Annotated in this window: 25 protein-coding genes; 5 read left to right on the forward strand and 20 right to left on the reverse strand. The window is 65.9% G+C overall.

The genetic code is table 11. The annotated features are described in order from the left end of the window. Positions 1 to 161 precede the first annotated feature (161 nt). Genes PVW48_RS13160 through PVW48_RS13205 form a run of 10 tightly spaced genes read right to left on the reverse strand, consistent with a single transcriptional unit; the run spans position 162 to position 8840 of the window. The gene (locus tag PVW48_RS13160) at positions 162 to 1190 is read right to left on the reverse strand and encodes a helix-turn-helix domain-containing protein (protein WP_274581669.1); all 1029 of its coding nucleotides are present in this window, start codon (positions 1188 to 1190) and stop codon (positions 162 to 164) included. Next, positions 1180 to 2076, reverse strand: coding sequence for a DMT family transporter (locus tag PVW48_RS13165; protein ID WP_274581670.1), 897 nt, complete (start codon positions 2074 to 2076; stop codon positions 1180 to 1182). The genes PVW48_RS13160 and PVW48_RS13165 overlap by 11 nt, the downstream gene beginning before the upstream one ends. Beyond that, positions 2073 to 2867, reverse strand: a complete 795-nt coding sequence (locus tag PVW48_RS13170) for an ABC transporter permease (protein WP_274581671.1) — start codon at positions 2865 to 2867, stop codon at positions 2073 to 2075. Before PVW48_RS13170 ends, PVW48_RS13165 begins: the two co-directional genes overlap by 4 nt. Next, positions 2860 to 3798 carry an ABC transporter permease gene (locus PVW48_RS13175; protein ID WP_274581673.1) on the reverse strand — a complete coding sequence of 313 codons (939 nt, stop codon included), beginning with the start codon at positions 3796 to 3798 and terminating at the stop codon, positions 2860 to 2862. The genes PVW48_RS13170 and PVW48_RS13175 overlap by 8 nt, the downstream gene beginning before the upstream one ends. After that, positions 3795 to 4520, reverse strand: a complete 726-nt coding sequence (locus PVW48_RS13180) for an ABC transporter ATP-binding protein (RefSeq protein WP_012179258.1) — start codon at positions 4518 to 4520, stop codon at positions 3795 to 3797. Before PVW48_RS13180 ends, PVW48_RS13175 begins: the two co-directional genes overlap by 4 nt. Continuing rightward, the gene (locus tag PVW48_RS13185; RefSeq protein WP_274581676.1) at positions 4514 to 5197 is read right to left on the reverse strand and encodes an ATP-binding cassette domain-containing protein; all 684 of its coding nucleotides are present in this window, start codon (positions 5195 to 5197) and stop codon (positions 4514 to 4516) included. The genes PVW48_RS13180 and PVW48_RS13185 overlap by 7 nt, the downstream gene beginning before the upstream one ends. Further along, entirely contained in the window at positions 5194 to 6717 is a 1524-nt protein-coding gene (locus PVW48_RS13190) for an ABC transporter substrate-binding protein (RefSeq protein WP_274581678.1), read from the reverse strand. Before PVW48_RS13190 ends, PVW48_RS13185 begins: the two co-directional genes overlap by 4 nt. 10 nt (positions 6718 to 6727) lie before the next feature. Next, positions 6728 to 7000, reverse strand: coding sequence for a DUF6525 family protein (locus tag PVW48_RS13195; RefSeq protein WP_274581680.1), 273 nt, complete (start codon positions 6998 to 7000; stop codon positions 6728 to 6730). Continuing rightward, on the reverse strand, positions 6997 to 7632 hold the full coding sequence (locus tag PVW48_RS13200) for a DUF1826 domain-containing protein (RefSeq protein ID WP_012179254.1): 636 nt from the start codon (positions 7630 to 7632) through the stop codon (positions 6997 to 6999). The genes PVW48_RS13195 and PVW48_RS13200 overlap by 4 nt, the downstream gene beginning before the upstream one ends. Next, a complete protein-coding gene (locus PVW48_RS13205) occupies positions 7629 to 8840 on the reverse strand; it encodes a GTP-binding protein (protein ID WP_274581682.1) in 1212 nt (403 codons plus the stop codon). Before PVW48_RS13205 ends, PVW48_RS13200 begins: the two co-directional genes overlap by 4 nt. A gap of 103 nt (positions 8841 to 8943) precedes the next feature. On the opposite strand from PVW48_RS13205, the gene PVW48_RS13210 reads away from it, so the two are divergent. After that, the gene (locus tag PVW48_RS13210) at positions 8944 to 9348 is read left to right on the forward strand and encodes an RrF2 family transcriptional regulator (protein ID WP_083768390.1); all 405 of its coding nucleotides are present in this window, start codon (positions 8944 to 8946) and stop codon (positions 9346 to 9348) included. 116 nt (positions 9349 to 9464) lie between these two features. On the opposite strand, the gene PVW48_RS13215 is transcribed toward PVW48_RS13210, so the two are convergent. From PVW48_RS13215 to PVW48_RS13230, 4 genes are all read right to left on the reverse strand, one after another. Then, positions 9465 to 10097, reverse strand: a complete 633-nt coding sequence (locus tag PVW48_RS13215; RefSeq protein ID WP_012179251.1) for a tyrosine-type recombinase/integrase — start codon at positions 10095 to 10097, stop codon at positions 9465 to 9467. Between the two features lie 225 nt (positions 10098 to 10322). Continuing rightward, positions 10323 to 11927, reverse strand: coding sequence for an ATP-dependent DNA ligase (locus tag PVW48_RS13220; RefSeq protein ID WP_274581686.1), 1605 nt, complete (start codon positions 11925 to 11927; stop codon positions 10323 to 10325). Beyond that, positions 11924 to 12820, reverse strand: a complete 897-nt coding sequence (locus PVW48_RS13225) for an alpha/beta hydrolase fold domain-containing protein (RefSeq protein WP_274581687.1) — start codon at positions 12818 to 12820, stop codon at positions 11924 to 11926. The genes PVW48_RS13220 and PVW48_RS13225 overlap by 4 nt, the downstream gene beginning before the upstream one ends. Then, on the reverse strand, positions 12817 to 13845 hold the full coding sequence (locus PVW48_RS13230; protein ID WP_274581688.1) for a ligase-associated DNA damage response exonuclease: 1029 nt from the start codon (positions 13843 to 13845) through the stop codon (positions 12817 to 12819). The genes PVW48_RS13225 and PVW48_RS13230 overlap by 4 nt, the downstream gene beginning before the upstream one ends. A 289-nt stretch (positions 13846 to 14134) precedes the next feature. On the opposite strand from PVW48_RS13230, the gene PVW48_RS13235 reads away from it, so the two are divergent. Next, positions 14135 to 14890 carry an HpcH/HpaI aldolase family protein gene (locus PVW48_RS13235; protein ID WP_274581689.1) on the forward strand — a complete coding sequence of 252 codons (756 nt, stop codon included), beginning with the start codon at positions 14135 to 14137 and terminating at the stop codon, positions 14888 to 14890. Positions 14891 to 14908: 18 nt separating this feature from the next. On the opposite strand, the gene PVW48_RS13240 is transcribed toward PVW48_RS13235, so the two are convergent. The 4 genes from PVW48_RS13240 to meaB form a co-directional block, all read right to left on the reverse strand. Then, a complete protein-coding gene (locus PVW48_RS13240; protein WP_012179246.1) occupies positions 14909 to 15421 on the reverse strand; it encodes a copper chaperone PCu(A)C in 513 nt (170 codons plus the stop codon). Between the two features lie 43 nt (positions 15422 to 15464). Next, positions 15465 to 15821: a hypothetical protein gene (locus tag PVW48_RS13245; protein ID WP_274581690.1), complete on the reverse strand. Its 357-nt coding sequence runs from the start codon at positions 15819 to 15821 to the stop codon at positions 15465 to 15467. A 292-nt stretch (positions 15822 to 16113) separates the two neighbouring features. Continuing rightward, complete coding sequence (rpmB, locus tag PVW48_RS13250) at positions 16114 to 16401, reverse strand: 50S ribosomal protein L28 (protein WP_012179244.1); 288 nt, start codon at positions 16399 to 16401, stop codon at positions 16114 to 16116. Positions 16402 to 16524: 123 nt separating this feature from the next. Next, positions 16525 to 17601, reverse strand: a complete 1077-nt coding sequence (gene meaB / locus PVW48_RS13255; RefSeq protein ID WP_274581691.1) for a methylmalonyl Co-A mutase-associated GTPase MeaB — start codon at positions 17599 to 17601, stop codon at positions 16525 to 16527. Positions 17602 to 17752: 151 nt separating this feature from the next. On the opposite strand from meaB, the gene PVW48_RS13260 reads away from it, so the two are divergent. Both PVW48_RS13260 and hrpB read left to right on the forward strand, forming a co-directional pair. Then, a complete protein-coding gene (locus PVW48_RS13260) occupies positions 17753 to 18484 on the forward strand; it encodes a DUF3108 domain-containing protein (protein ID WP_274581692.1) in 732 nt (243 codons plus the stop codon). Positions 18485 to 18532: 48 nt separating this feature from the next. Next, on the forward strand, positions 18533 to 21037 hold the full coding sequence (gene hrpB, locus PVW48_RS13265) for an ATP-dependent helicase HrpB (protein WP_274581693.1): 2505 nt from the start codon (positions 18533 to 18535) through the stop codon (positions 21035 to 21037). A gap of 165 nt (positions 21038 to 21202) precedes the next feature. On the opposite strand, the gene PVW48_RS13270 is transcribed toward hrpB, so the two are convergent. After that, positions 21203 to 21607, reverse strand: a complete 405-nt coding sequence (locus PVW48_RS13270; protein ID WP_012179240.1) for a DUF2147 domain-containing protein — start codon at positions 21605 to 21607, stop codon at positions 21203 to 21205. 143 nt (positions 21608 to 21750) lie between these two features. Between PVW48_RS13270 and hisA the strand changes: the two genes are divergently transcribed. Continuing rightward, positions 21751 to 22473, forward strand: a complete 723-nt coding sequence (hisA, locus tag PVW48_RS13275) for a 1-(5-phosphoribosyl)-5-[(5-phosphoribosylamino)methylideneamino]imidazole-4-carboxamide isomerase (protein ID WP_012179239.1) — start codon at positions 21751 to 21753, stop codon at positions 22471 to 22473. Between the two features lie 260 nt (positions 22474 to 22733). Here the strand turns inward: hisA and PVW48_RS13280 are convergent, their stop codons facing one another. After that, positions 22734 to 23858, reverse strand: coding sequence for a THUMP domain-containing class I SAM-dependent RNA methyltransferase (locus PVW48_RS13280; RefSeq protein WP_274581738.1), 1125 nt, complete (start codon positions 23856 to 23858; stop codon positions 22734 to 22736). Positions 23859 to 23921: the final 63 nt, after the last annotated feature.

Genomic DNA, 23921 nt, shown 5'->3' on the forward strand with positions numbered 1-23921 from the left:
GGCGCACACTGTCGCATCCCGCCGTTTTCACAGGAGTGGGAGCAGAGCGTTGCATGTAGCAGTCAATGAGGTTGAGTTCTTTTTTCAAGGCCTCGGATAGCAGATTCATTCGGCTCGCTCTATCTCACGAGGTGACAGTTTATTGTCGAAAAGTGACAGAATTACACGCCGGAGTAAGGCTTGCGTCGATATGAGCTGGGTGTATTGCCAGTCCACCTTTGAAACGCTTTGTGGAAATTAGCCGCTGACGAAAACCCCACCTCATGGGCGATGGCTTCGACACTATGCTGCCCTGTTTGCAGATGACGGATCGCAATGTCGCGACGTAAGGCGTCCTTGATGGCCTGAAACGATGTGCCGTCGGCCTCCAACTTGCGGATGAGTGTGCGCGGGGTCACGTGCATCGCGGCCGCGGCCTCTGTCAGGTTTGCACTGTCCCAACCCGTCTGGCTCAGATAGGTGCGGACCCGCAAGGACTGGGTATGCACTTGGGACTGGGTAAATATCCAATCCCGGGGCGCGTTTTCCAAAAACAGAGTCAAGTCTGCCGAACTGCGCACCTGAACCGGACCCAAGACGCCAGGACCAAATGCAATCGACGTCGCCGACTGAGCGAACCGCACGGGCGCAGGAAAGATCACTGCGTAGTCTTCCTCGAAGGCTGGCGCCTCGAAGGCGAAACCCACCGCTTTGACGGGGACTTCATATCGGGCCAGCCAGGAAATCAGTCCATGTGCCAGTTTTAGGATCAGCAGGTGGCCGAACCGCTGAGCGGCTTGATCGGTCTGCGGCACAAGCTTCAACACCGACACATTATCCGCTTCCGCAAACGAGAATTGGTAATCATCAAGCAGCAGGTTCCAGAAGGTCGAGAACCGGTAGAGTGCTGAGGAAAGGGTTGTCGCTTCGCGGATCGACGTCAGCAAGTGTTGCAGTGCGCGTTGGCGGATGGGGCGGGACCAAAGGCCCATCATCTCATCCTCGGTCTCGACAGCTGCCAGTTGATAGAGACAAACAACTTGATCAAGCGTCACCCTGCCGGTCGGGGCGTCGCAATCGTCTTGAAGTGCGGCGCGTTTCAGGAGAGATCGAAAATGATCCACGCTGCACAGGGGTCGCAGCGCCTGCAGCCAGTCCGCAATGAACTGACTGGAAACTGTTGACAGTTGTGGCGTGCTCTCAGGCGGCATTCCGAGTTCTTCTTTTGCCTTCCAACGCTGCAACGGCAGCACCGGCTAAGACAAGAGGCATCGCGAGTAGAAAGCTGCCGGACAGGGGTAATTTGAAGATCAGCAAATCCGCTAGAACCGGCCAAAGAAGCGCGACATATTCGAACGGCGCTAGACGGGAGGCCTCGGTATAGCTGAACGAGAGTGTCATCGCGATATGCGCGAACCCACCGAAGAGGCCTGCAAGTATCAGCAACATGAGCGTTTGCGCGTCAGGGAATGCCCAGCCCCATGGCAGCGTCAGTATTCCACCGGCCATAGACGCGACCACGAAGTAGAAGGCGATGGCCCCGGGGCTCTCGGTTCGTGTCAAGCTGCGCACCATGATCAGCGCGAAGGCGGTCAGAAGTGCAGTCAACAGTCCAAGACCGATTCCGAGGAACCGTTGCGCATCAACCGTGCCCCCGCCAATGTCAGGCCAGACCAACACAAGAACACCTGCCAGCCCGAAGGCGAGCCCCAGCACACGCCATTTCGTGAGTCGTTCTGACAGAACCACAACGGCTGTGATTGCGGTCAGCACCGGCGCGAGTTGGGCAAGCAGGACCGCCTCGGCTAAAGGCAGCAGCGCCACTGAGGCGAATGACGTGAACATCGCCGCTGCCCCGAAGAAGGAGCGTACCAGATGACCAAGGGGGCGTGTGGTACGAAGCCCGCCAGGAAACTCATGCCGCAGCATCAGAAAGATCACCAATGGTATCAGGGCAAAGAACGACCGAAAGAACACGATCTGGCCAAGTGGAACTGCATCGCTCAAGGCCTTGACGCACACGACCATGCCAGTGAACAATATACCCGACAGGATGCGCAACGCGATCCCAAGCGACGGATTGTCAGGCCGCGTCACGTCTTTGCATCCTGCTCGGCGAGCGCATCCCGCAGGGCATCGCCGGCCAGATTGATCGCAAGAACCGAGACCACAACACACAGCCCGGGCCAGATCATTTGCAGCGGGGTAGAACGCATGTGAATCCGCGCATCCAGGAGCATCGTTCCCCATTCCGGCATAGGGGGCTGCACACCGAACCCCAGAAACCCAAGTGTGGAAATTCCAAGGATCGCGCGAGCGAGCATGCCGGTCCAGACAACGGTCAGCGAAGGCAATAGCGACGGCAGATAATGCCAGCGCGCAATCGCAAGTGGCGAAAGTCCCGCAAGCCGCGCTTGTATAACGTACCCCTTGTTGCTGACGGACAGACCAATGCCGCGGGCCACACGAGCGTAACGCATCCAACCTGTCACTGTGAGCGCGAAGATCAACGAGCCGGTGCTTGCGCCCAAGACACCCGCAATCACCACAGCAGCGATAAGCTCTGGAAACGCCAGGAACGTGTCGGTGGCCCGCATCGCGATCCAGTCGGTCACACGACCACCTTGGGCTGCAATCAGTCCTATGGTCGTACCGATGATCAAACCCAGCAGCGAAACCAAAAAGGCCAACCCAAGTGACCAGCGCGCACCGTGCAGAAGCCTAGAAAGGATGTCGCGGCCAAGTGCATCCGTACCCAGGAGCCAATCGCCGCCGGGCGGGCGCAACCGGTTGGGAATGTTGATAGCGGTCGGATCATGAGGCGCGACCATCGGGCCGAATATCGCAAGCAGCGCGCAAACGGTGACGAGAACATAAACGCTACGCATCGCGCCCACTCACTCTGGGATCAAGGCTGCGATAGATCAGGTCGATGGCAAGGTTTACCACGACAAAGACAACCGCAGCCAGAATGACAACAGCCTGCACCTTTGGGAAATCGCGCGCAAAGATGGCGTTTACGAGAAAGCTTCCGAGACCGGGACGCGCAAAGATCACCTCGACCACGACAAGGCCCTCCAACAAGAAGGCGAGTTCCAGACCAAGCACCGTGACGACAGGCACGGCGGCATGGGGGGTGACGTGGTCGCGGGCAATGTCGCGGCGCGCGACGCCCCGTCTAGTGAAGGCTGGCAGGAAAGGCTGTTCGCGTGCCTCCAGAATGCCCGAGCGGATGATGCGTGTGAGGGACGCGGCAACACCGACCCCTAGCGTCATTGCGGGCAAGATACTGTGTGTGGTCGTTTCGGCCCCCATGGCAGGCAGCCAGCCAAGCTGCACGGCGAAGAGCAGGATCAACAGCAGCCCAAGCCAGAAAGCCGGGATGGCGACGCCAACCGAGGCCAGGGCAACGGCCCCGCGATCCAGCCAACTGCCGGGTCTGCGTGTGGCAATCAGGGCAAGGGGGACAGAGACGGCCAAGCCGAGTGCCAAGCTCACGAGCGCAAGCGGAAACGTGTAGGACATCGCCGTCACAAGGTCAGGCCAGACGTCTCGGCCATTGACGGAAGACTGACCAAAATCACCCTGCATAAGCGGGGCAAGCCAGGCCCAGAAGGCTGTCCAGAACCCGTCGTCAAACCCGGCCTCGGCCCGGATGAAATCCAGAACCTCTTTGGATACGTTCTGGCCATAGCGCGCTTCTGCAATCGCCAAAGCAGGGTCGCCTGGTGCGTGCCACAATAGTGCGAATGTCGCCAAAGCCGCGCCGGTGAGAACGACCAGGGCGCGCAGCAAGAGACCCGCAAAGACGCCAATCATGCGACACGCTCCAATGCACCAAGGGCGAAGGCGGCATCGCGGAGCGTGCGTCCATAGTCGGTCTGCGGTGCTTCGACAAAAGCTTGCGCGGTCGCTAACTCTTCGATCCGCCCCGCCCGCAGCACGGCAATCTCATCCGCGAAGGCGGCGGCATATCCCAGATCATGAGTCACGATCAGCGCTGCAAAGCCTTCCTGTTCTTGCATATCGGCGATCAGACGCGCGGTGTGTTTTTGCGTGACGGCATCGAGGGCGGACAGCGGCTCATCAAACAAGATCAATGGTGGGGCAGCGGTAAGAGCGCGAAGGATGCCCACGCGCTGTGCCTGCCCGATGGACACCTGATCGGGACGCCGGTCCAGAAGGTCGGGTCGAACTTCAAGAGCGCGGCACAGCGCCGCCAAACGATCCGTGTCCAAAGCCAGCTTCTGAGCCATGACAGGTTCCATGACAGAGCGACGGAGCGACAGGCGCGGATTAAACGCCGCGCGCGGTTCCTGCATGACGAGCGCGGGACGGCACTGCGAGACCGGTGCACCATTCCACGACACGCTTCCCGCTGAGCACCGGACCAACCCAAGGATTGCGCTGATGAGGGTGGACTTGCCCGCGCCGCTTTCGCCCACCACCGCCAGCGTGCGTCCCGGTTCGAGTAAGAACGAGACCTCCTGGAGCGTCGTTGAAACGCCGCGCCGGACAGAGATGTTGTCTACCGTCAGCATGGCAGCTCCAGCCAATTCCGGTGGGCGCAAAGGGCCTTGGCGGTTCGTGTTTTCGGCGATGCGAGAAATGCTTCGGTCGGTGCATCCTCTACAATGCGCCCGGCATCCATCACCATCAATCGCGCGACCCGGCGTGCCGCAAGCCCAAGATCGTGGGTGATGAGCAAGAGCGCCGTTTGCCGATTTTTGAGATAGTCCTCAAGCAAATCCATGGTACCCGCTGCCACCACGGGGTCCAGCGCGGAGGTAGGTTCGTCCATAACCAACAGGTCAGGTGTGCCGATCAAAGCCATGGCGATCACAAACCGCTGCTGCATCCCACGGCTCCAGCCCCAGGGGCGTTTGCGAAGGTCGCCCCCTTCGATCCGAAGGGCTTTGAACAGCACCTCGCGGCGCGCGTCGTCCGGGGCTAGACCCAAGGCCCGCTCCGCTTCCCGCCAATGGAACGCCATCGACCGAAGTGGGTCGAGCGCTTCATCCGGGCTTTGCGGCACATGGGCAACGCTGGCTCCTTGCGCGCGCAACGCGTCCACCAGTTCATGCCCAAGGGTCGACTTGCCGGATCCCGAGCTACCTACAAGCCCGACGCGTTCGCCGGGCTTGAAGTCCACATTCGTGGGATGAAGGATGGTGCGACCTGAGCGTTCGGCGCTCAGGCCTTGGACTTCAATCGTCATTCAGCGAAGCGTGTCTCGTGGGTGATCCAGTAGGTCTCGGTCGGGTGGACCTGGTAACCGGTCAGACCGGCACGGGCCACAACGGCCTGGCTCACGTGGAAGACAGGGATAAGCGGGACATCGGTGGCAATGATCTGCTGAACCTCATCGTAAATCCGCTCACGCTCGGCTTGTTCAAACGTGGTCTGACCTTCGACAAGTAGGGCGTCCATCGCGGGATTGGCGTAGTTGCCCGCGTTCGAGCCGCCGTCGCTGGCCAATAGAAAGCCGAGGATCGAACCGGGGTCGCCCTGAGGCAACATCACCCATGCTTGCAGGAACATGTCGCCGTCACCCGCTTTGAGCGCATCGTTGCTGGCGCCGTACTCGCCCACACGCACAGATGCTGTGATCCCGATCTGCTGCAGAAAGGCCTGCGTAATCTCCGCCGTGGGCGGCAGCGCCGCACGCGACGAATAGGTCAGGATCTCGATCTCAAGCGGTTCACCATCAAGCATCCAGGTGCCGCCCTGCTTGACCGCTCCGGCTTCGGCAAGCAATTCCTCTGCCCGTGCCGGATCATATGTGGGCGCGATGTCCGCGGCCCAGCTCTTGCCCTCCGGATAGATGGTGCCTGCTGGCACACCGCCAACGCCGGAAAGAACCGCCTCAACGATGCCGTCCCGGTCAATCGCCAAAGATACGGCTTGCCGGATCAACGGGTTTGCCAGCGGGCCGGACGCTGTGTTCATCGAATAGAAGTAAAGCCGGGCGGTTGGAGCGGTAAAGCCCTGCGCACCCGTTTCCTGGATACGTGCAAAATCGGTTTCGGGGTAGTTGATCACCATATCCACATCACCGGCTTCAAAGGCCAGTGAGGCTGTGGCTGGATCAGGTGAGGCGACAACCCGCACTTCGTCGAAGCCGGGCTCGCCCATGCGATAGTCTGAGTTTGCTTCAACGCGGTAAAGCTGCTCCGGCACAGCCTCACGGAAGATGTAGGGGCCGGTTGCGTTGATTGGGAATGCGTCTGAAGGCGCGCCGAGAATGGCGACACCCGGATCAGACAGGCTCCATTGGAACGCCGCGTTCGGGCTGTTGGTCTCAAAGACCACTACGCGGTCTCCATCCGCAGACATGCCCGCCAGATCAAGCACACCAGCGATGCGCTTGTTGAACGCGGGATCGTTCTCATCCGAAATCGGCGCAATTGCATCGATGACCGCCTGTGCCGTCACGGGAGAGCCATCGTGGAATGTCAAACCATCGCGCAAGGTCACACGCCAGGTCGTCGGTGCGGTTTGCTCAATGCTCTCTGCCAGGCGCGGATAGAGGTTCAGGTCATAGTCGATGCCCATCAGCGTTTCCGTGACGCCGGTCTGGTTGGACATCCAACCGTTATAGCCCGCGCGCGGATCCGGCACCTCGCCCGTTGGGCCAAAAGTGACGGAAATGGTGAGCGTATCGTCCTGTGCTGCGGCAGGCAGAGCGGTGCCAAGCGCGATCAACGCGGCGGCGGTCATGCGGGTCAAAAGTGACATAAAGGTTCCTTCAGGTGTTCGTTGGCAGATGGTTGGTGTTTGCGAAGCGGTCGCGCGCCAAGGTGCGGGCTTCCGCTTGCGATAAGATGGTGAGTGCTTCTTCGGCACTGAGCCCCTTTGCACATGTGCGGTTCCAGACGCGTCGCGCCGATGCGGGGGACCAGGGCAGCGTTGCTTGTGCGAGCCAGTTCCTGAGCGGCGCAGGCAAAGCATCGTAGCTGCGCATCGGGTCAGCAGAACGCCGTTTGCGATGAAGAGAGGTCGATCCGAGGTTGCGGGTCAAATGTGGTCCTCCGGACTATCTACCGCATCCAGCACGAGAACGAGGCGGGTCTCTCCCGTCCCTTCAATGGGGGGCGAGCGATGGAGGAGACCTGAGGCGGGATATTCGGGCCAAAGTGTGCCGCGCAGAAGGATCGGTGCACCCGTTGCAACCGAGAATACTCGCGCCGGGTCCCGGCCGTCTGTTGAAATACCGTATTGAGTGCCTTGGCCCCGATAGGTGCACACAAGTCGCGCTGTGATCGCGTCGATGTGGAACTTGCGGCACGCATTCGTCGTCACGGCCTGAAGGCGCAGCCGCAAATAGGGTGCCTTCATCAACCCGGCGAAGATCCCGGCCAAAGCGCTGATATCGCCGATGAGTTGATCGCGTTCGTGGCAGTCTGGTGCTTCTGCCACATCGCAAAGCGCTGTTACCGCAGATGGGACGGCACTGGCACGCAAGACGATCCGTCCTTGCGGCGATAAGGATGGATTGAGAGTGTCGATCCATTTCTGAAACGTAGGCTCGGGTTGTCTGCGCCAGATCGCACCGGCGCAACCGGGCTGAAGAAATGTCTTGAGGTCTTCCGGCTTGTCCGCGACGGCGACACCGATTGCTGCGTTCCGGACGAGGGCCCGCGCCAGCGTCATGCCGCTTCCTCTAGCCGTCTCCAAGCTGGGAATGGATCCGGATAATCCGGCAGATCATCTGGACCACTTGTCGCCGTAGCGGGAACCAAGCAGGCATCCAGCCGCGCCTTTAGCGCTGGCCAATCGATGCCCGCACCAATGAACACGATTTCCTGCCGTCGATCCCCCCATGGCTCTTGCCAGTGCTGCCGCATGTAATTGCGCGCGCTCTCATGATCGGGCCAACGCTCCTTCGGCACGGACGCCCACCAGGTTCCAAGTGGCTTGACGCTCGACAAGGCTCCGGCGAGCGAGAACTCGGCAACCCATCCGGGTCGTGTGGAAATCCAGAAATGCCCTTTGGCGCGGATCACGCCCGGCAAATCGCCGTTCAGAACGCTCAGGATCTTCTCTGGGATGAACGGGAGCCGCGCGCGGTAGACAAAAGAGGCGACGCCATACTCCTCGGTTTCCGGCGTGTGATCAGCGAAGCCATAGAGTTCCTTGGCCCACATCGGATGCTCGTGGGCCTTCTCGAAGTCGAACATGCCGGTATCGAGGATCGCTTCGGCAGCGACATCGGAATGGTCCGTTTCGATAATCTTGGCATCGGCGTTCAAACTGCGGATAATCTTGCGCGCGGCGTCCGTGCGCTCTGGCCCCGCGTCCGTCACCTTGTTGAGGATAACCACATCGGCGAATTCAATCTGCTCGACCAACAGATTGACGAGCGTCCTATCATCCTCTTCGCCCAGCGTCTCGCCACGATCCTTCAGGAAGTCATGGCTGGAGTAGTCATTCAGCAGGTTCACGGCATCGACCACTGTCACCATTGTGTCCAGCCGGGATACGTCCGACAGGCTGTCGCCAAACTCGTCCCGGAAATCGAAGGTGGCCGCGACGGGAAGCGGTTCGGATATTCCTGTAGATTCAATCAGCAGATAGTCGAAGCGCCCCTCCGCTGCGAGCCGGCGCACTTCCTCTAAGAGATCGTCCCGCAAGGTGCAGCAGATACAGCCGTTCGACATCTCTACAAGTGTCTCATCGGTCCGGCTCAGCTCCGTGTCTGCCCGCACGAGATCAGCATCGATGTTCACCTCGGACATGTCGTTGACGATGACCGCAACCCGGCGGCCTTCACGGTTGTTCAGAACCCTATTGAGGAGCGTGGTTTTTCCAGCGCCAAGGAAACCTGAAAGGACGGTGACGGGCAGTCGTTGGTCTGTCATAACGCGCTCCAAATCTGATCTAACAGATCACGCAACTTATGCAGTTACTTTACAAATGCAACTGTAAAAGTTACGGTTGGTGCTCGTTTGGAAAAAATCGCAGATGAAACGCAACTCTCGTCTTTCTCTTGCTTTGCACACGCTCAGCCATATGGCAGGTGAGCCGGACCGTATGCGCACTTCTGCGGATATTGCCGAACATGCAGGGACAAACCCAGTCGTCGTCCGCAGGGTGTTGGGCAAACTCAGAGAAGCCGGCCTGCTAACTTCTGAAAAAGGACATGCAGGCGGATGGCGTCTGGCACGCCCACCTCAGGACATCACGCTCGCCGATGTCTATCTGGCCCTTGATGAGCGGATGGTTGCAACAGGCAACGCCGAAGATGTTCCCGCCTGTTCAATCGAGCACGCACTTCATCGACGCGTTTCGAGCGTTCTTGAAGAGATCGAAGAAAGCCTGGTCCAGAGACTGCGTGAAACGTCGATCTCCGAGGTGCGGGGAGCCTAATGGAGAGCATAAGCCAGACAGCACGCAAATAGATCGCAGGAGACCTGGTTCTTCCTGAAATCGAAGACTGATCTCCTGCAGCAGCAGTCATGGACTGCTTGGAAACAGTGCCAAATTCAGATGTCAATCTGCTCGGCGATGGTCAGGGCATCTTCAAGCTCAACACCGAGGTAGCGAACTGTGCTGTCAACTTTCGTATGACCTAGAAGCAGCTGAACGGCGCGCAGATTGCCTGTCTTCCTGTAAATTGCCGCTGCTTTGGTGCGTCGCAATGAATGTGTACCGTATCCACTCGGCTCAAGACCTATCGCGGTAACCCAATCCCGAACTAACCTCCCATATTGGCGCGTCGAGATGTGAGGGCGATCATGAAACCGGCTTGGAAACATGAACCCGCATCCAAGCATCTCGGGAGATCGAAGCCAAATCATGATCGATTGTCTGGTATTCTCGGTCAATTCGAACCTAACGGGATTTCCCGTTTTGGTCTGGATAACGGACGCCCGTTCCTTGATCTGGCTGGTACTAGCCAGATCTGACACCTTAAGTTTCACAAGATCGCAACCGCGCAATTTGCTATCTATTGCGACATTGAAAAGGGTGAGATCGCGTAGACAGTTCGAAAGCTCCAATCTTGTACGAATAGCCCAGACCTGCCTCGGCCGCAGTGGCCGTTTCTGTCCGACGATGCGGCCCTTGTTCCAAACCTTGCGTCTTGGCGTTACTGCGGGAAGTTGGACTCTTGGCATAGTTTTTCCTCCAAACCACCCGCCAATCCCAACATCAGCACTGCGCTGACAAGACTATCTTACACAACAACGAAAGGCCGGTTTGGCGAACTATTGCGGTTCTCGTTAAGTTTCATTCTGCACTTGCACCAAGATGCTGCGTCAGCAAAAGCCGCACCCGCACAAGTCTGCTTTGTCCGCACTCCAGACTTTGACCCGCATCAAAGCGGATGACTACCCCCTCCGCTACCCATACACCTCCAACATCCCCTTCAAATCCTCCAGCGTGTTCGCCTCTTGCAGGGGTTTGTCCTTCCGCCATCTCAGCATCCTCGGGAACCGTAATGCGACGCCGGATTTGTGGCGGGGGCTGGCTTGTATCCCCTCGAAGGCGATCTCGAAGACGTGTTCGGGGGTCACGCGGCGCACGGGGCCGAAGCGTTCCAGGGTGTTCTTGCGGACCCAGGCGGTGATCTGGCGGAACTCCGCGTCGGTGAGGCCGGAATAGGCCTTTGTGAAGGGCACGAGGTCGTTTCCGTCCCAGACCGCGAAGGTGTAGTCGGTGAAGAGGTTCGCGCGGCGGCCGTGGCCCGCCTGGGCGTAGATCATCACCGCGTCGATGGTCAGGGGATCGACCTTCCATTTCCACCAGTCGCCTTTTTTGCGGCCCGCGAGGTAGGGCGAGGCGCGGCGTTTGAGCATGATCCCTTCGGCGCCCATCTCTCGTGATTTGGCGCGGATTTGGGCGAGGGCGTCCCAGCTGTCGAAGGTCAGGGTCGGGGAGAGCCGCAGGGGGAGGGTGTCGGGCAGGGCGGCGGCCAGCGCCTCCAGCCGGGTGCGGCGCTCCGCCAGGGGGCGGTCGCGCAGGTCGGTGCCGCCGTCCTCCAGCAGGTCGTAGGCGCGCAGGATCACCGGGGCCTCGGTCAGCAGTTTTTTCGGCACGGTCTTGCGGCCGATACGTTTTTGCAGGGCGTTGAACGGCAGGGGTGCGTCGCCCGCGCCATTGTAATCCCAGGCGAGCAGTTCGCCGTCGAGCACGGTGCCGTCGGGGAGGAAGTCGCGCAGGGCGGCGAGTTCCGGGAAGCGGTCGGTCATCAGCTCTTCGCCCCGGGACCAAACGAAGTGCTGGCCGCCCCGGGTGATGAGTTGGCCGCGGATGCCGTCCCATTTGTGCTCGGCCTGCCAGTCGGTCGGGGGGCCGAGGGTGTCGGGCGCGTCCTCCAGCCCGTAGGCGAGGTAGAACGGGTAGGGTTTGGACAGGTCCGCCTCGGGGTCGCGGGTGAGCACGAGGGATTGGAAGCTGGTGGTCTCCGGCGTCCAGTCGCCCATCAGGCGGTGGGCCAGTTCGGCCTCGGGGATGTCGGTGGCCTGGCTGAGGGCGCGGGTCATCAGTTTGGCCGACACGCCCATGCGGAAGCCGCCGGTGATGAGCTTGTTGAACACGAAGCGCTCGGTTTCGGGCAGGCTGTCCCAGGCCGCGAGGATTTCGGCGCGGCGGTCGGGCTCCTCGCAGGCGGCGAGGCTGCGGATGGTGGTGATCCAGTCGGTGAGGCTGCGGGTGCTGGTCCGGGTGGGGGGTGGCAGGACAAGGGCGATGGTTTCGGCCAGGTCGCCGACGACCGGGTAGGCCTCCTCGAAGAGCCAAAGGGGGATGCCCGCGCGCGCGGCGGCCCATGTGCGCAGGAGTGTGGTGGTCACGGTGCGCTTGGGGCGGCGGCCGGACAGGAGCGCGATGGTCCAGAGGCGGTCCTCCTCGGGGGCGGTGCGGAAATAGGCGGCGAGGGCGGCGACCTTGGGCGTGATCTTCGTGGTCTGGTCGAGGGAGGTGAAGAGCGCGGCGAAGTCCTTCACGGGGTGTGCTCCCGCAGGAAGGCGCCGATCCGGGCGATGGCGGTATCGGCGGCATGGGAGCGGCCCGCATGTAGGTGCCAGACATGGGCGACACCCGGGGTGGCCTCGACCGTGACGGGCCCGCCCGCGGCGCGCAGGGCATCCGCCGTGTGCAGGCTGTCGGGCTCCAGCGCCTCGCCGCTGGCGTATTGGATCAGGGTCGGGGGGGCGCAGGGAAAGGGGGCGGCGAGCGGGGAGGCGAGCGGGTCGGCGGGGTCGTGGCCATCGAGATAGGCGGCGACGGCGCGGCGGGCCCAGCCCTCGGGGATCAGCAGTTCGGTGTCCGTGGAGCGCTGAAAGCTGCCCTGGGCGAGGTCGAGATCAGCGACGGGGGAGAGCAGGACGAGGGCGGCCGGGGGCGGTGTGCCGGACCCGAGGGCGTGCAGGAGCGACAGCGCGAGGGCGCCCCCGGCGCTGTCGCCGGCGACCATTACGGGGCCGTCGGCGGCCATCGCGGCGTAGGCGGCGCGGGTGTCGTCGAGGGCGGCGGGGAACGGATATTCCGGTGCGCGGCGGTAGTCGGGCAGGAAGGTGGTGCAGCCGGCAGCGCGGGCGATATGGGCGACCATGTGGCGATGGCTGGTGCTGCTGCCGATGGTGAAGCCGCCGCCATGGAGGTAGAGCAGGCGGCCCCCGGCGCCGTTCTCGGGCGTCAGGCACAGGCCCGGCACGCCGCCCACCCGGCTGCGCGTGGCCGCAACCCCGGCGCAGCGTTTGGCCAGCAGGAAGGTGGTGCCGTCGAAGATGCCGCGCAGCAGTTTCTGCGACGGGGTGAGCGCGAGGACCGGGCGCTGGACCCAGGCCGCGTAGTGCGGCCAGATCCGGTCGCCCGGGCCGGTGGGGGCGGTGGTCATGGGGCGGCTCCTTCGGGCTCGGGATCCGGTGCGTCGATGCTTTCGCCTTCGAATTCCGTCTCGACGATCTGGGCGTCGTAGCCCTGATCCTCCAGCCATTTGCGAAAGACGGAGGTATAACCATGGGTGACGAAGATCCGTTCCGCCCCGGTTGCGGCGATGGCAGTATTCAGCCCGGTCCAGTCCGCGTGGTCCGACATCACAAACCCCCGGTCTGCGCCGCGTCGGCGCCGGACCCCGCGCATCCGCATCCAGCCCGAGGCAAAGCCGGTCTCGGCGGGCCCGAAGCGTTTCATCCAGGGCGTGCCGAGGGCGGAGGGTGTGGCGAGTACCAGCGCGCCCGGGTGGGTTTTCGCGGTGATCTCGGCGGTGACCTGGGTCGTTGGGGGCAGCGAGAGTCCCTGGGCGCGCAGGATGCGGTTGGTGCCCTCCACCGCGCCATGGGTCAGGATCGGGCCCTGGGCGGGGTCCAGGTGGGCGAGGATGCGCTGGGCCTTGCCCAACGCGTAGGCGCCGAGCACGGCGGTCTTGCCCGCGGCGGCGCAGGTCGCCCACCAGCGGTGGATGGCGGCCATGACATCGTCCTGCGGGTCCCAGCGGAAGACCGGCAGCCCGAAGGTGCATTCGGAGATGAAGGCGTGGCAGCGCACGGGCTCGAACGGTTCGGAAAACCCGTCCGCGTCGATCTTGTAGTCGCCCGAGACCACCCAGACCTCGCCGCGATGGGCGATCCGGATCTGGGCGGAGCCGGGGACGTGGCCCGCGGGATGGAAGCTGACCTCGACGGCGCCGATCCGCCGGGTCTCGCCGTAGCGGATGGTGTCGAGGGCGATGTCGCCGAGGCGGTGGCGCATCACGGGGGCCGCGGCCTCGGTCGCGAGATAGGCGCGGTGGCCGGGACGGGCGTGGTCGGCATGGCCGTGGGTGATCAGCGCCCGGTCCACGGGGCGCCAGGGGTCGATGTGAAAGCCGCCCGCCGGGCAGTGGATGCCGCGGTCGGTGAAGGTGAGGAGGGGCTCTGCCATGGCAGGCAACCTAGGGCCGGGGGGACGCGGAGCCAAGATGCGCGCGGGTGGGGCGGGACAAGCCCGTTCGAACGGGCTTGGGGTGCGGAGCGGGGCCGGGGGATCGGGGTGACGGGGGCGGGCTGCCGCCGACCCGGGGACCGCGGCGCGCGCGGGACGGGCCTGTGACCGGGGTCCCCTGGGGGCAAGCCCGTTCGAACGGGCTTGGACGCGCCCCGGGATCGACCCGTGCCGCTTGCGGGGGGCGGTCGGGTCTGATTCAGTGCCCGGGCGCATCAGGGAGGCGGAGATGGACGATTTCAGGACAAGGATGCTGGCGGGCGAGATGCTGGCGGGGACGTTCGTGAAGACACCGGCGATCGAGATGGTGGAGGTGCTGGCGCTCTCGGGGCTGGATTTCGCCTGTCTCGACGCGGAGCACGCGCCGTTTGACCGGGGCCGCATCGACGCCTGCCTGGCGCTGGGCCGGGCGCTGGGCTTTCCGCTGCTGGTTCGGGTGGCCGAGGCGACGCCGCCTGCGTTGATGCAGGCGCTGGACGCGGGCGCGGCCGGGGTCGTTGTGCCCCATGTGGACAGTGCGGCGGCGGCGGCGCGGATCGCCAAGGCGTGCCGTTACGGCCATGGCGGGCGGGGGTTCGCAGGCTCCACCCGGTCGGCGGGCTACGGCACGCGGAGCATGGGGGATGTGTTGAGCGACGGGCCGAAGCCGCTGGTGATCGCGCAGATCGAAGACCCCGAGGGGGTGGACGCCTGCGAGGGGATCGCGGCGACGCCGGGGGTCGACGGGATTTTCCTCGGCCCCGCGGATCTGTCGGTGTCCCATGGCAAGATGGACCAGACCTCGCCGGAGTTGATGGCGGCGATTGACCGGGTGGGGGCGGCCTGCGCGGCGTCGGGCAAACCCTACATGACCTTCACGCCGGATGTGGAAAAAGCCGCGGCCTGGCGGGCGCACGGCTTTTCCGTGTTCTTCGTGGCCTCCGAGCATGCCTGGATGTTGCAGGGCGCGCGGGCGGTGGCCAAGGGGATCAAGGCGCTGGGCTGAGCGCGACCTGGGGCGGGGTCAGTTGGTCTTGTTGCCCATGTTGTGGCCGCCATGGCCGTGCCCCTGATGGCCGTGGCCGCCATGCTCGGGGCTGCGTTCGAGGTCGACGGGGATCTCCACCATGACCTCGCCGGCCTGCTCGAAGACGAGCGTGACGGGGACCGTGTCGCCGTGGGACCAGCTGTCGGTGAGGCCCATGAACATTACGTGATCGCCGCCGCGCTGGAGCGCGTAGGTCTCGCCCGCGGGGATGGTGAAGCCGTCCTCGACCTCGCGCATGAGCATCACGCCGTTGCCGTCATCCACATGGGTGTGCAACTCGACCCGCGCGGCGGCGGGGGAGGTGGCGGAGACGAGCCGGTCGTCCGTGTCGGAGCGATTCATGATCTGCATGAAGGCGGCGCCGGATTTGGCGACCGGGGAGGAGACGCGCGCATAGGGGTCCATCACCATGATGGGGCCGTCCATGGCGAGGGCGGGCAGGGCCGCGAGGCCGAGGCCTGCGGCAAGAGCGAAAGCTTTGAAAGACATGAGGGTTCTCCTGGTCTGAACAGTTCTGTTTTTCGAGGTGTGCTCAGATCGGGAGGGGGGGCGCGCGCGGGGCGCCGCCCTGTTGCGGCGCAGTTTTCCAGAGGGAGGTGGCCAGCGGGGTGGGCCTCCAGCGGGTCTGCGTTTCGAGTTTTGCCAGATCGAGCCGTTGCGCGCCAAGGCTTGCGAGGCCGAGCAGGGCGCAGTCCGGGCAGGTGTGGCCGGGTGTGATCGGCTGGCCGCGGCTATCGACCCGGACAATATCCGTGCCGCTGCCGTGGCAGATGACCATCACCGTGCCGGGCGCGGTGGCCATCTGGCCACGGGCCACGGCCATCGCTTCGCTTGTCACGATCAGGACAAGGGCGAGGCAGGCGGCGATGCAGGTGCGGATCATCGGCATGGTCGATAGCTAAGCCGAGGGCCGGACCAAGCGAAACGGGCGCGATGTCGCAGGCGACGTTCGACGCAGGACGACGGCGGTAGGGCGCGCCTTGCCCCGCGCCGTCGCGGTTGAACAGGGGCTGCGTAAGCGGTGTGGTTCGGGCGCCCAAGGCGCTTGCAAGCGCCTTGCCCCGCGCCACGGTTGGATCCAGGCGAAGCCGTGGAGCGTCGATCCGCCCCGGCGGCCGCGCGGACACGAAAAAGCCCCGCGCGGACGGGCCGGCGGGGCGCTTTGCAGGATCGCGAGGGGATCAGGCGGCGGCCTGGGCCTTTGCGATGTCTTTCTTTATCTTGAGCGCCTTTTCGGACAGCTCTGCATCCTTGGCCTTTGCCAGGAAGCTGTCGAGTCCGCCGCGGTGATCCACGGTCCGCAGCGCCGCCGCAGAGATCCGCAGCTTGAAGCCCCGGCCCAGGGTTTCGGACATCAGCGTCACGTCGTTCAGGTTCGGCAGGAAGCGCCGCTTGGTCTTGTTGTTGGCGTGGCTGACATTATTGCCCACCTGGACGCCTTTTCCGGTCAGTTCGCAGCGGCGCGACATCGGCTCGCTCCTCGTTCTCTGGCGATTTGTTCTCGCGGTTCGGGTCGGATGGGCGCGCGCAGGTCGGGCACCCGGAAACTCAGGCGTGTCGTCTAGGATGGATGCACGCGGGCGTCAAGCGATTCATGTGGTCTTTTCCGGGGTATCCCCGGCGGGTGCGCCCTCCGGGTCGGTTTCCAGGGCCGGGGCGGCGCCAAGGGTCTCGAGGATGTTCTCGGCGGCCTGGCTTGCGGTCAGTTTGCCCGCGGCCACATCGGCCCCGAGCCGGTCCATGGCGGTGCGGGTGGCGGCGTCCTCGGTCAGCCGGGCAAGCAGGCCCGCGCGGACCTCTGCCTCGAACCAGCCGCGGGCCTGGGCGGCGCGGCGGGCGTCCCAGTGCCCTTCGGCCTGGCGCCACTTGGCCAAGGCCTGCATTTCGGACCAGGCCTGCTCCAGCCCCAGCCCGGTGACGGCGGAGACCATGAGCGCCTTGGGAAAGCCTTCGGGGTCTTCGGGCCGTTTGCGCAGCAGGCGCAGGGCCCCGGCATAGTCGGCGCAGGTGCGGGTGGCGGTGGATTTCAGATCGCCGTCGGCCTTGTTGACCAGGATCAGGTCGGCGGTTTCCATGATGCCGCGCTTGACCCCCTGCAACTCGTCCCCGCCCGCGGGCGCCAGCAGGAGCACGAAGAGGTCCGACATCTCGGCCACCATGGTTTCGGACTGGCCCACGCCCACGGTTTCGATCAGCACCACGTCAAAGCCCGCGGCCTCCACCAGCGCCACGGCCTCGCGGGTGCGGCGGGACACACCGCCCAGATGCGACAGGGAGGGCGACGGGCGGATGAAGGCCTCCGGCGCGCGGCTGAGCCGCTCCATCCGGGTCTTGTCGCCAAGGATCGAGCCGCCGGTGCGGGTCGAGCTGGGATCCACGGCGAGCACGGCCACCTTCAGCCCGGCGTCGATCAGGGCGATCCCGAAAGCCTCGATGAAGGTCGATTTGCCGACGCCGGGGGTGCCCGAGAGCCCGATGCGCAGGGCCTGTCGTTTCAGCCCGGAGAGCTTCTGCAACAGCGCGGTGGAGAGGGCGCGATCCTCGGGCCGGGTGCTCTCGATCAGGGTGATGGCGCGGGCGAGCGCCCGGCGCTCCCCGGCGGCGACGCGGTCGGCGAGGGTGTCGAGATCGGGCAGGCGGGCCTTGCGGCGGGGCGGAGCGGCGGTCAAGGGCGGTCTTTCGCTTGGGTCTGCGGTCTTTCGCCGGGGCGATTGACGGGGTCGTCGTTTTCTTGCCTCGTCCCTATATGAAATGTCCAGATGGCAGGCTGTCTCTCTCGGCCTGCTGCCCCTTGCAGACAGGATGTCGCCCGTGCCGAAGATGATGATTACCCGCTTTTTCGCCGCCGCGCTGGTGGCGAGTCTTGCCCTGGGGCAGGCGACGCAGGCCCGGGCAACGGAGACCGGGGTGTTCGACATCTCGCTCGGCGGGATCCGGGCGGCGGTGGTGCAATACGCCGCCAATACCGAGGGCAACCGCTATGCGGTGACCGGCAAGATGAACACCACCGGCTTGCTGGGCGCGGTGGTGCGGGCGTCCTACGAGGCGACCGCCCGGGGCACCGAGCCGCGCCCGGGGCAGTATCGGCCGACCTCGTTCACAGAGGTGCGCGACGCCTCCAAGGAGGTGAGCCGGGCCGAGATGCTGTTTCGCAGTGGCCGGCCCCAGATCAAGACCTATGACCCGCCGCGCAAGTCCGACCGGCATGCGGTGGACCCGGCGACCCAGTCGGGGACGGTGGACCCGATGACGGTGATCTATGCCGCTCTGCGTGACCAGCCGCGAGAGCGGGTGTGCGACCTGTCCTTGCAGGTTTTCGACGGCAAGCGGCGCAGCGAGGTACGCCTGTCGGACCCGGCGGAAGCGAGCGATGGGCGGATCACCTGCCAGGGGGTCTATCGCCGGATTGCGGGGTGGTCGCCGGAATCCCTGGCCGAGCGCAGCCGGTTTCCGTTCCAGATGACCTATGCGCCCAAGGGCGAAGGGGTCTGGCGGGTGGTGCGGGTGACGACCGATACGACCTTCGGACGCGCGGTGCTGCAACGGCGCTGAGCGCGTTGCGCGCCTGAGGCGGGCGCGCTAGGTCGGGGGCCGGGGCGGATGTTGCGCCCCTGGCGGGAGTACGTTCGGAACAATGAGGCGGTTGGTGTGACCTCTGGGGGCGGCAAGAGCGCGTCCTTGCCCATCGACGGGGCGCTGCCGGAGCTGTTGGCGGCCATGGCCGGGTCCGGCATGGCCGTGCTGCAGGCCCCGCCCGGGGCGGGCAAGACCACGCGCGTCCCATTGGCCCTGCTGGAGGCCGGGGCCGCGGGCCGGATCGTGATGCTGGAGCCGCGGCGGCTGGCTGCGCGGGCGGCGGCGGAGCGGATGGCCGCGAGTTCGGGCGAGCCCGTGGGCGCCACCGTGGGCTACCGGATGCGGGGGGCCAGCAAGGTCGGGCCTGCGACCCGGATCGAGGTGGTGACCGAGGGCATTCTGACCCGCTGGCTGATGGCGGATCCGGAGTTGCCGGGGATCGGCACGGTGATTTTCGACGAATTTCACGAACGCTCCCTGAACGCGGATCTGGGGTTGGCCTTGTGCCTGGAGGTACGCGGCGCGCTGCGCGAGGATCTGAACCTGCTGGTGATGTCGGCGACGCTCGATGCGGAGCCGGTGGCGGCCCTGATGGGGGGGGCGCCCGTGGTGACCAGCGCGGGCCGCGCGTTTCCCGTGGAGGCGCGGTACCTGGAGCGCCCCTTGCCGCGCGGGGCGCGGTTTGCCCCGGCGGTCGCGGACCTGGTGCTGCAGGGCTTGGAGGAGGCCGAGGGCAGTGCGCTGGTATTTCTGCCCGGCGAGGGGGAGATCCGGCAGGTTGCGGGACTGTTGCGGGACCGTGTGGGACGAGATGTGGTGGTGCGGCCCCTGTTCGGGGCGATGAAGCTGTCCGAGCAGCGCGCCGCGATCGCGCCCGCGCCCGAGGGCCAGCGCAAGGTGGTGCTGGCCACGGCGATTGCCGAGACCTCCCTGACCATCGAGGATGTGCGGATCGTCGTGGATGGCGGCCGCGCGCGGCGGGCGCGGTTCGATCCGGGCTCGGGCATGTCGCGGCTGGTCACCGAGCCTGTGAGCCGGGCCGAGGCGGCCCAGCGGCAGGGCCGGGCGGGACGGGTGGCGCCCGGGGTCTGCTACAAGCTCTGGACGCGGGGCGCGGAGGGGGCGTTTGCGGCCTATGCGCCGCCGGAGATCGCGGTGGCGGACCTGAGTGGGCTCGCGCTCGATCTGGCGGTCTGGGGGACCGGGCCGGAGGATCTGGCCCTGCTGACGCCACCGCCGGAGGGGGCCTGGGCCGAGGCGCGGGCCTTGTGCGCCATGTTGGGCGCGCTGGATGCCGAGGGGCGGGTGACGGACCACGGCCGGGCGCTGGCGCGGATGCCGATCCACCCGCGGCTGGCCCATATGCTCCATGTCGCGGGGCGGCAGGGGACGGAGTTGGCAGCGCTCCTGTCTGAGCGGGATCTGGATCGGGGGGCGGGGGTGGACCTGGCGCGCCGGGTGGCGATCCTGCGGGGCGATGCGCCGGCCCCGGATCCGGGCGCGCGGGCCCGGGTGCGCGAGGAGGCGAAGCGGCTGGCGCGCAATCTGCCGGAGCGGGCGGCACTGAGCCTCGGGGCGCAGGCGGCGCTGGCCTATCCGGACCGGATCGGGTTGCGCCGGGCGGGAGAGGCGCCGCGCTATTTGCTGGCGGGGGGCAAGGGGGCGGTGATGGAGCCGGACGCCCCGCTGGCGGGGATGCGGTTGATCGTGGCGACGGATCTGGACGGCGACCCGCGGGAGGCGCGCATCCGGCAGGCGGTGGCGGTGACCGAAGGGGAGGTGCGGGCGCTGTTTGCGGATCGGATCCTTTGGCGCGACCTGTGCGCCTGGTCGAAGCGGTTCCGAAAGGTGGTGGCGCGGCAGCAGGAGTGCCTGGGCGCGCTGGTGCTGGCCGACAGGATCTGGCGCGATGTGCCGGAGACGGCGCGGGCGGCGGCGGCGCTGGAGGGGGTGCGGGATCTGGGTCTCGTGGCTCTGGGCGGTGGGCCTGCGTTCGAGCGGTTGAGGGCGCGTGTGGCGCTGTGCCGGGCCGGGGGGCTGGAGGTGCCGGACATGTCCGAGGCCGCGTTGCTGGAGGCCGGTGAGGCGTGGTTGCTGCCGGTGCTGGGGCAGGTGCGGGATGCGGACGATCTGCGCCGGATCGATCCGTTGGAGCCGCTGCGCGCCTGGTTGGGCTGGGACGCGTTGCAGGCGGTGGAGGCGCAGGCGCCCGGCGCGATCACGACGCCCCTGGGGCGCAAGCTGCCGGTGGATTACAGCGGCGAGGTGCCCGAGGTGCAGGCGCGGGTGCAGGAGTTCTTCGGGGTCACACGGCATCCGACCGTGGGGCCGGGGCGGGTGCCGCTGCGTCTGACGCTGTTGTCGCCGGGGCAGAAGCCCGTGGCGGTGACCTCGGACCTGCCGGGGTTCTGGGTGGGGGGGTATGCGGACCTGCGCAAGGATATGCGGGGGCGGTATCCGCGCCATCCCTGGCCGGAGGATCCGACGGAGGCTGCGCCCACGACCCGGGCCAAGCCGCGCAAGGGGTAGGGCGGGGGCAAGCCCGTTCGAACGGGCTTGGCGCGCTGAGCGCGGCAGGTGGTGTCGGGCGTGAGGGCTGAGCGTCGCGGGGCCGGACCGCGCCGCGGCTCGGGACCGTATCGCAGGCCCCACATCTGTGCGGGGATCAAGCCCGTTCGAACGGGCTTGGGCCGCTCAGCGGACGCGGACCCATGTATTGGCGCGGCAGATCGGGCCGATGCAGCCGGACACTTTCAGCTGGTCGCCCTCCAGCACCATCTTGGAGCGGTAGGTCTTGTCGGCGCCCGGATCCCAGATCTTGCCCTTGCCGAACTTGCCGCCGCCCTCGTCCTGCATGTCCCAGACGATGTTGCGCCCGACATTCGGGGACTCGATGGGTGTGCCACCGGCATTGAAGGACCGCACAAGCTTGCCGCAGGTCAGCCCGCCGCAATCGTAGAACTCCACATGGCCCACATTGCCATCGTCGTTGGGGGCGGTCTGGAACAGGCCGCGCACCTCTTGCGCGGCGGCGGGACCAGCCAGGCAAGCCAAGGCGGCCAGGGTGGCGAGTTTTCCGAGCATGACGATCTCCTCCATGTCACGTGCTGCCGGAGCGTGGCAAGGCGGGCGGGGGTGGGGCAAGCGTGACGTTACGCCAGCCGCGGGTGTCACGTTACGTCTTTGCATTCGGGGCGCGGCTCGCTAGACCGCTGCCACCTGTCGTAACCGGAGCCTCGACCATGATCCTTTATCCCGCCATCGATCTGAAAGACGGCCAGGCCGTGCGGCTCTACAAGGGCGACATGGACAAGGCGACCGTGTTCAATGACAGCCCCGCGGCCCAGGCGCGCGCCTTTCAGGACGCGGGCTGTGCCTGGTTGCACCTGGTGGACCTGAACGGGGCCTTCGCGGGCGCACCGGTCAATGCCGCGGCGGTGGAGGCGATCCTCGCGGAGACCTCGGTGCCGGCGCAGCTGGGCGGTGGCATTCGGGACATGGCAACGATCGAGATGTGGCTCGGCAAGGGCATCGCGCGGGTGATCCTGGGCACGGTCGCGGTCGAGGACCCGGAACTGGTGCGCGCGGCGGCCAAGGCGTTTCCCGGGCAGGTGGCCGTGGGGCTGGATGCACGGGCCGGCCGGGTGGCCACGCGCGGCTGGGCCGAGGAGACCGACCTGATGGTCACCGACCTCGCGCGATCCTTCGAGGACGCAGGCGTAGCGGCGATCATCTACACCGATATCGACCGGGACGGGGCGATGCAGGGGCCGAACGTGGCGGCCACGGCGGCCCTCGCGCGGGCCACGTCGATTCCGGTGATTGCCAGCGGGGGGGTCAGTTCGCTCGACGATCTGCGGGCGCTCAAGGCCTCCGGCGCACCTCTGGACGGCGCGATTTCGGGGCGGGCCCTCTATGATGGGGCGATCGATCTGGCCGAGGCGCTGGCGGTTCTGGCGGACTAGGGGGCTCTGCCCCCGGCGCTGCGCGCCTCCCCCGGAGTATTTTCGCACAAAAGAAAGGGCGGGGCTTTGGAAAGAGCGGGCCGTTCTGTGGCGCGTTTTTTTGCGGGGTTTGACCAAACTGTGGGCCGAGCTTCGGTTTGGGCGGTGGAGGGTGCCCTCGGCGGGGCGGACCTGGGCTGCGCGCTGTAAGCCGCCCTTATCGCGCAATCGATTTGACAAGTGCACACGGGTCGAGCCCAGACCGGACCTGGGCCGAGGGGTCAACGCAGCGGATCGCTTTGCCACAGCTGGACGGTCAGCCCGCCATGGGCCACGCGCGGGCCGGGGGTGATGGGCAGGGCGGTGGCCTTGGCGAGCGCGGGCTCGGAGGTCATGAGGCCCAGGCGCCAGCCGGCGAACCGGGTGCGGAGGGTCTCTCCCAGGGCGCCGTAGAGGCCATAAAGCAGTTTCTTGTTGCCGATCCGGGCGCCGTAGGGCGGGTTCACCATGATGAGGCCGGGCCCGGGGACGGGCGGCTCCAGCGCGCTGATCGGTTGGCAGGCGAACTGGCACAAGGCCGTGACGCCGGCCTGTTCGGCGTTGCGGGTCGCGCCGGTGATCGCGCCTTGGTCCCGGTCGAAGCCGAAGAAGCGGGGCGGGCCATCAGGGGGGACTACCGGTGTCCGGAGCGCAGCCCAGGCGGCGGGGTCGTGATTGGCGAAGCGCTCGAAGGCGAAGGCGCGGGCGCGGCCCGGGGCCAGGCCGCTTGCCATGCTGGCCGCTTCGAGCAGGAGCGTGCCGGAGCCGCACATCGGGTCCACCAGGGGTTCGCGCCCGTCATGGCCCATCTGGCGCAGGAAGAGCGCGGCCATGGTTTCACGCAGGGGCGCCTTGCCGACGAAGGTTTTCAGCCCGCGGCGGTGGAGCGGCGCGCCGGAGCTGTCGAGGCTGATCGTGACGAGGTCGTCGTCGATTCGGGCGATCAGGCGGAGCGCCTCGTCGGCCTCTGCGTCGGCCTCGCCCCGGGCCAGCACCGCGCCCGCATCCGTCACGGCCTTGGCGATGCGCTGTGCGGCGGCACGGTCGTGGTAGATTTTCGACTTTCGGCAGGTGGCCTCCACCCGCACCGGGGTGCCGGGGGCGATCCAGGCGGCCCAGTCGATCTTGCGCGCGCGCTTGTCGAGTTGCGCCAGGTGGAAGGCGCGGAACTCGGCGATCCGTACCAGCACGCGGCCCGCGCCCGCGAGCACGAGATTGGCGCGCCGCATGTCCTGCAGCGTGCCGGTGATCTCGACGCCGCCGGGGACCGGGCGCGGGTCCAGGAAGCCCGCGGCGCGGGCCTCCTCGGCGAGGGCGGCTTCCAGCCCGGGCTGGGCGGCGAGAAACAGGGGCAGGGTGTCGGCCATGGCGGTCTTGTAGGGGGCGGCGCGGGTCTTGGCGAGAGGCAGGGTTGTCCGGGGCCCCGTGGC

Source organism: Dinoroseobacter sp. PD6, assembly GCF_028807315.1.
GTDB classification, from domain to species: Bacteria; Pseudomonadota; Alphaproteobacteria; order Rhodobacterales; family Rhodobacteraceae; genus Dinoroseobacter; species Dinoroseobacter shibae.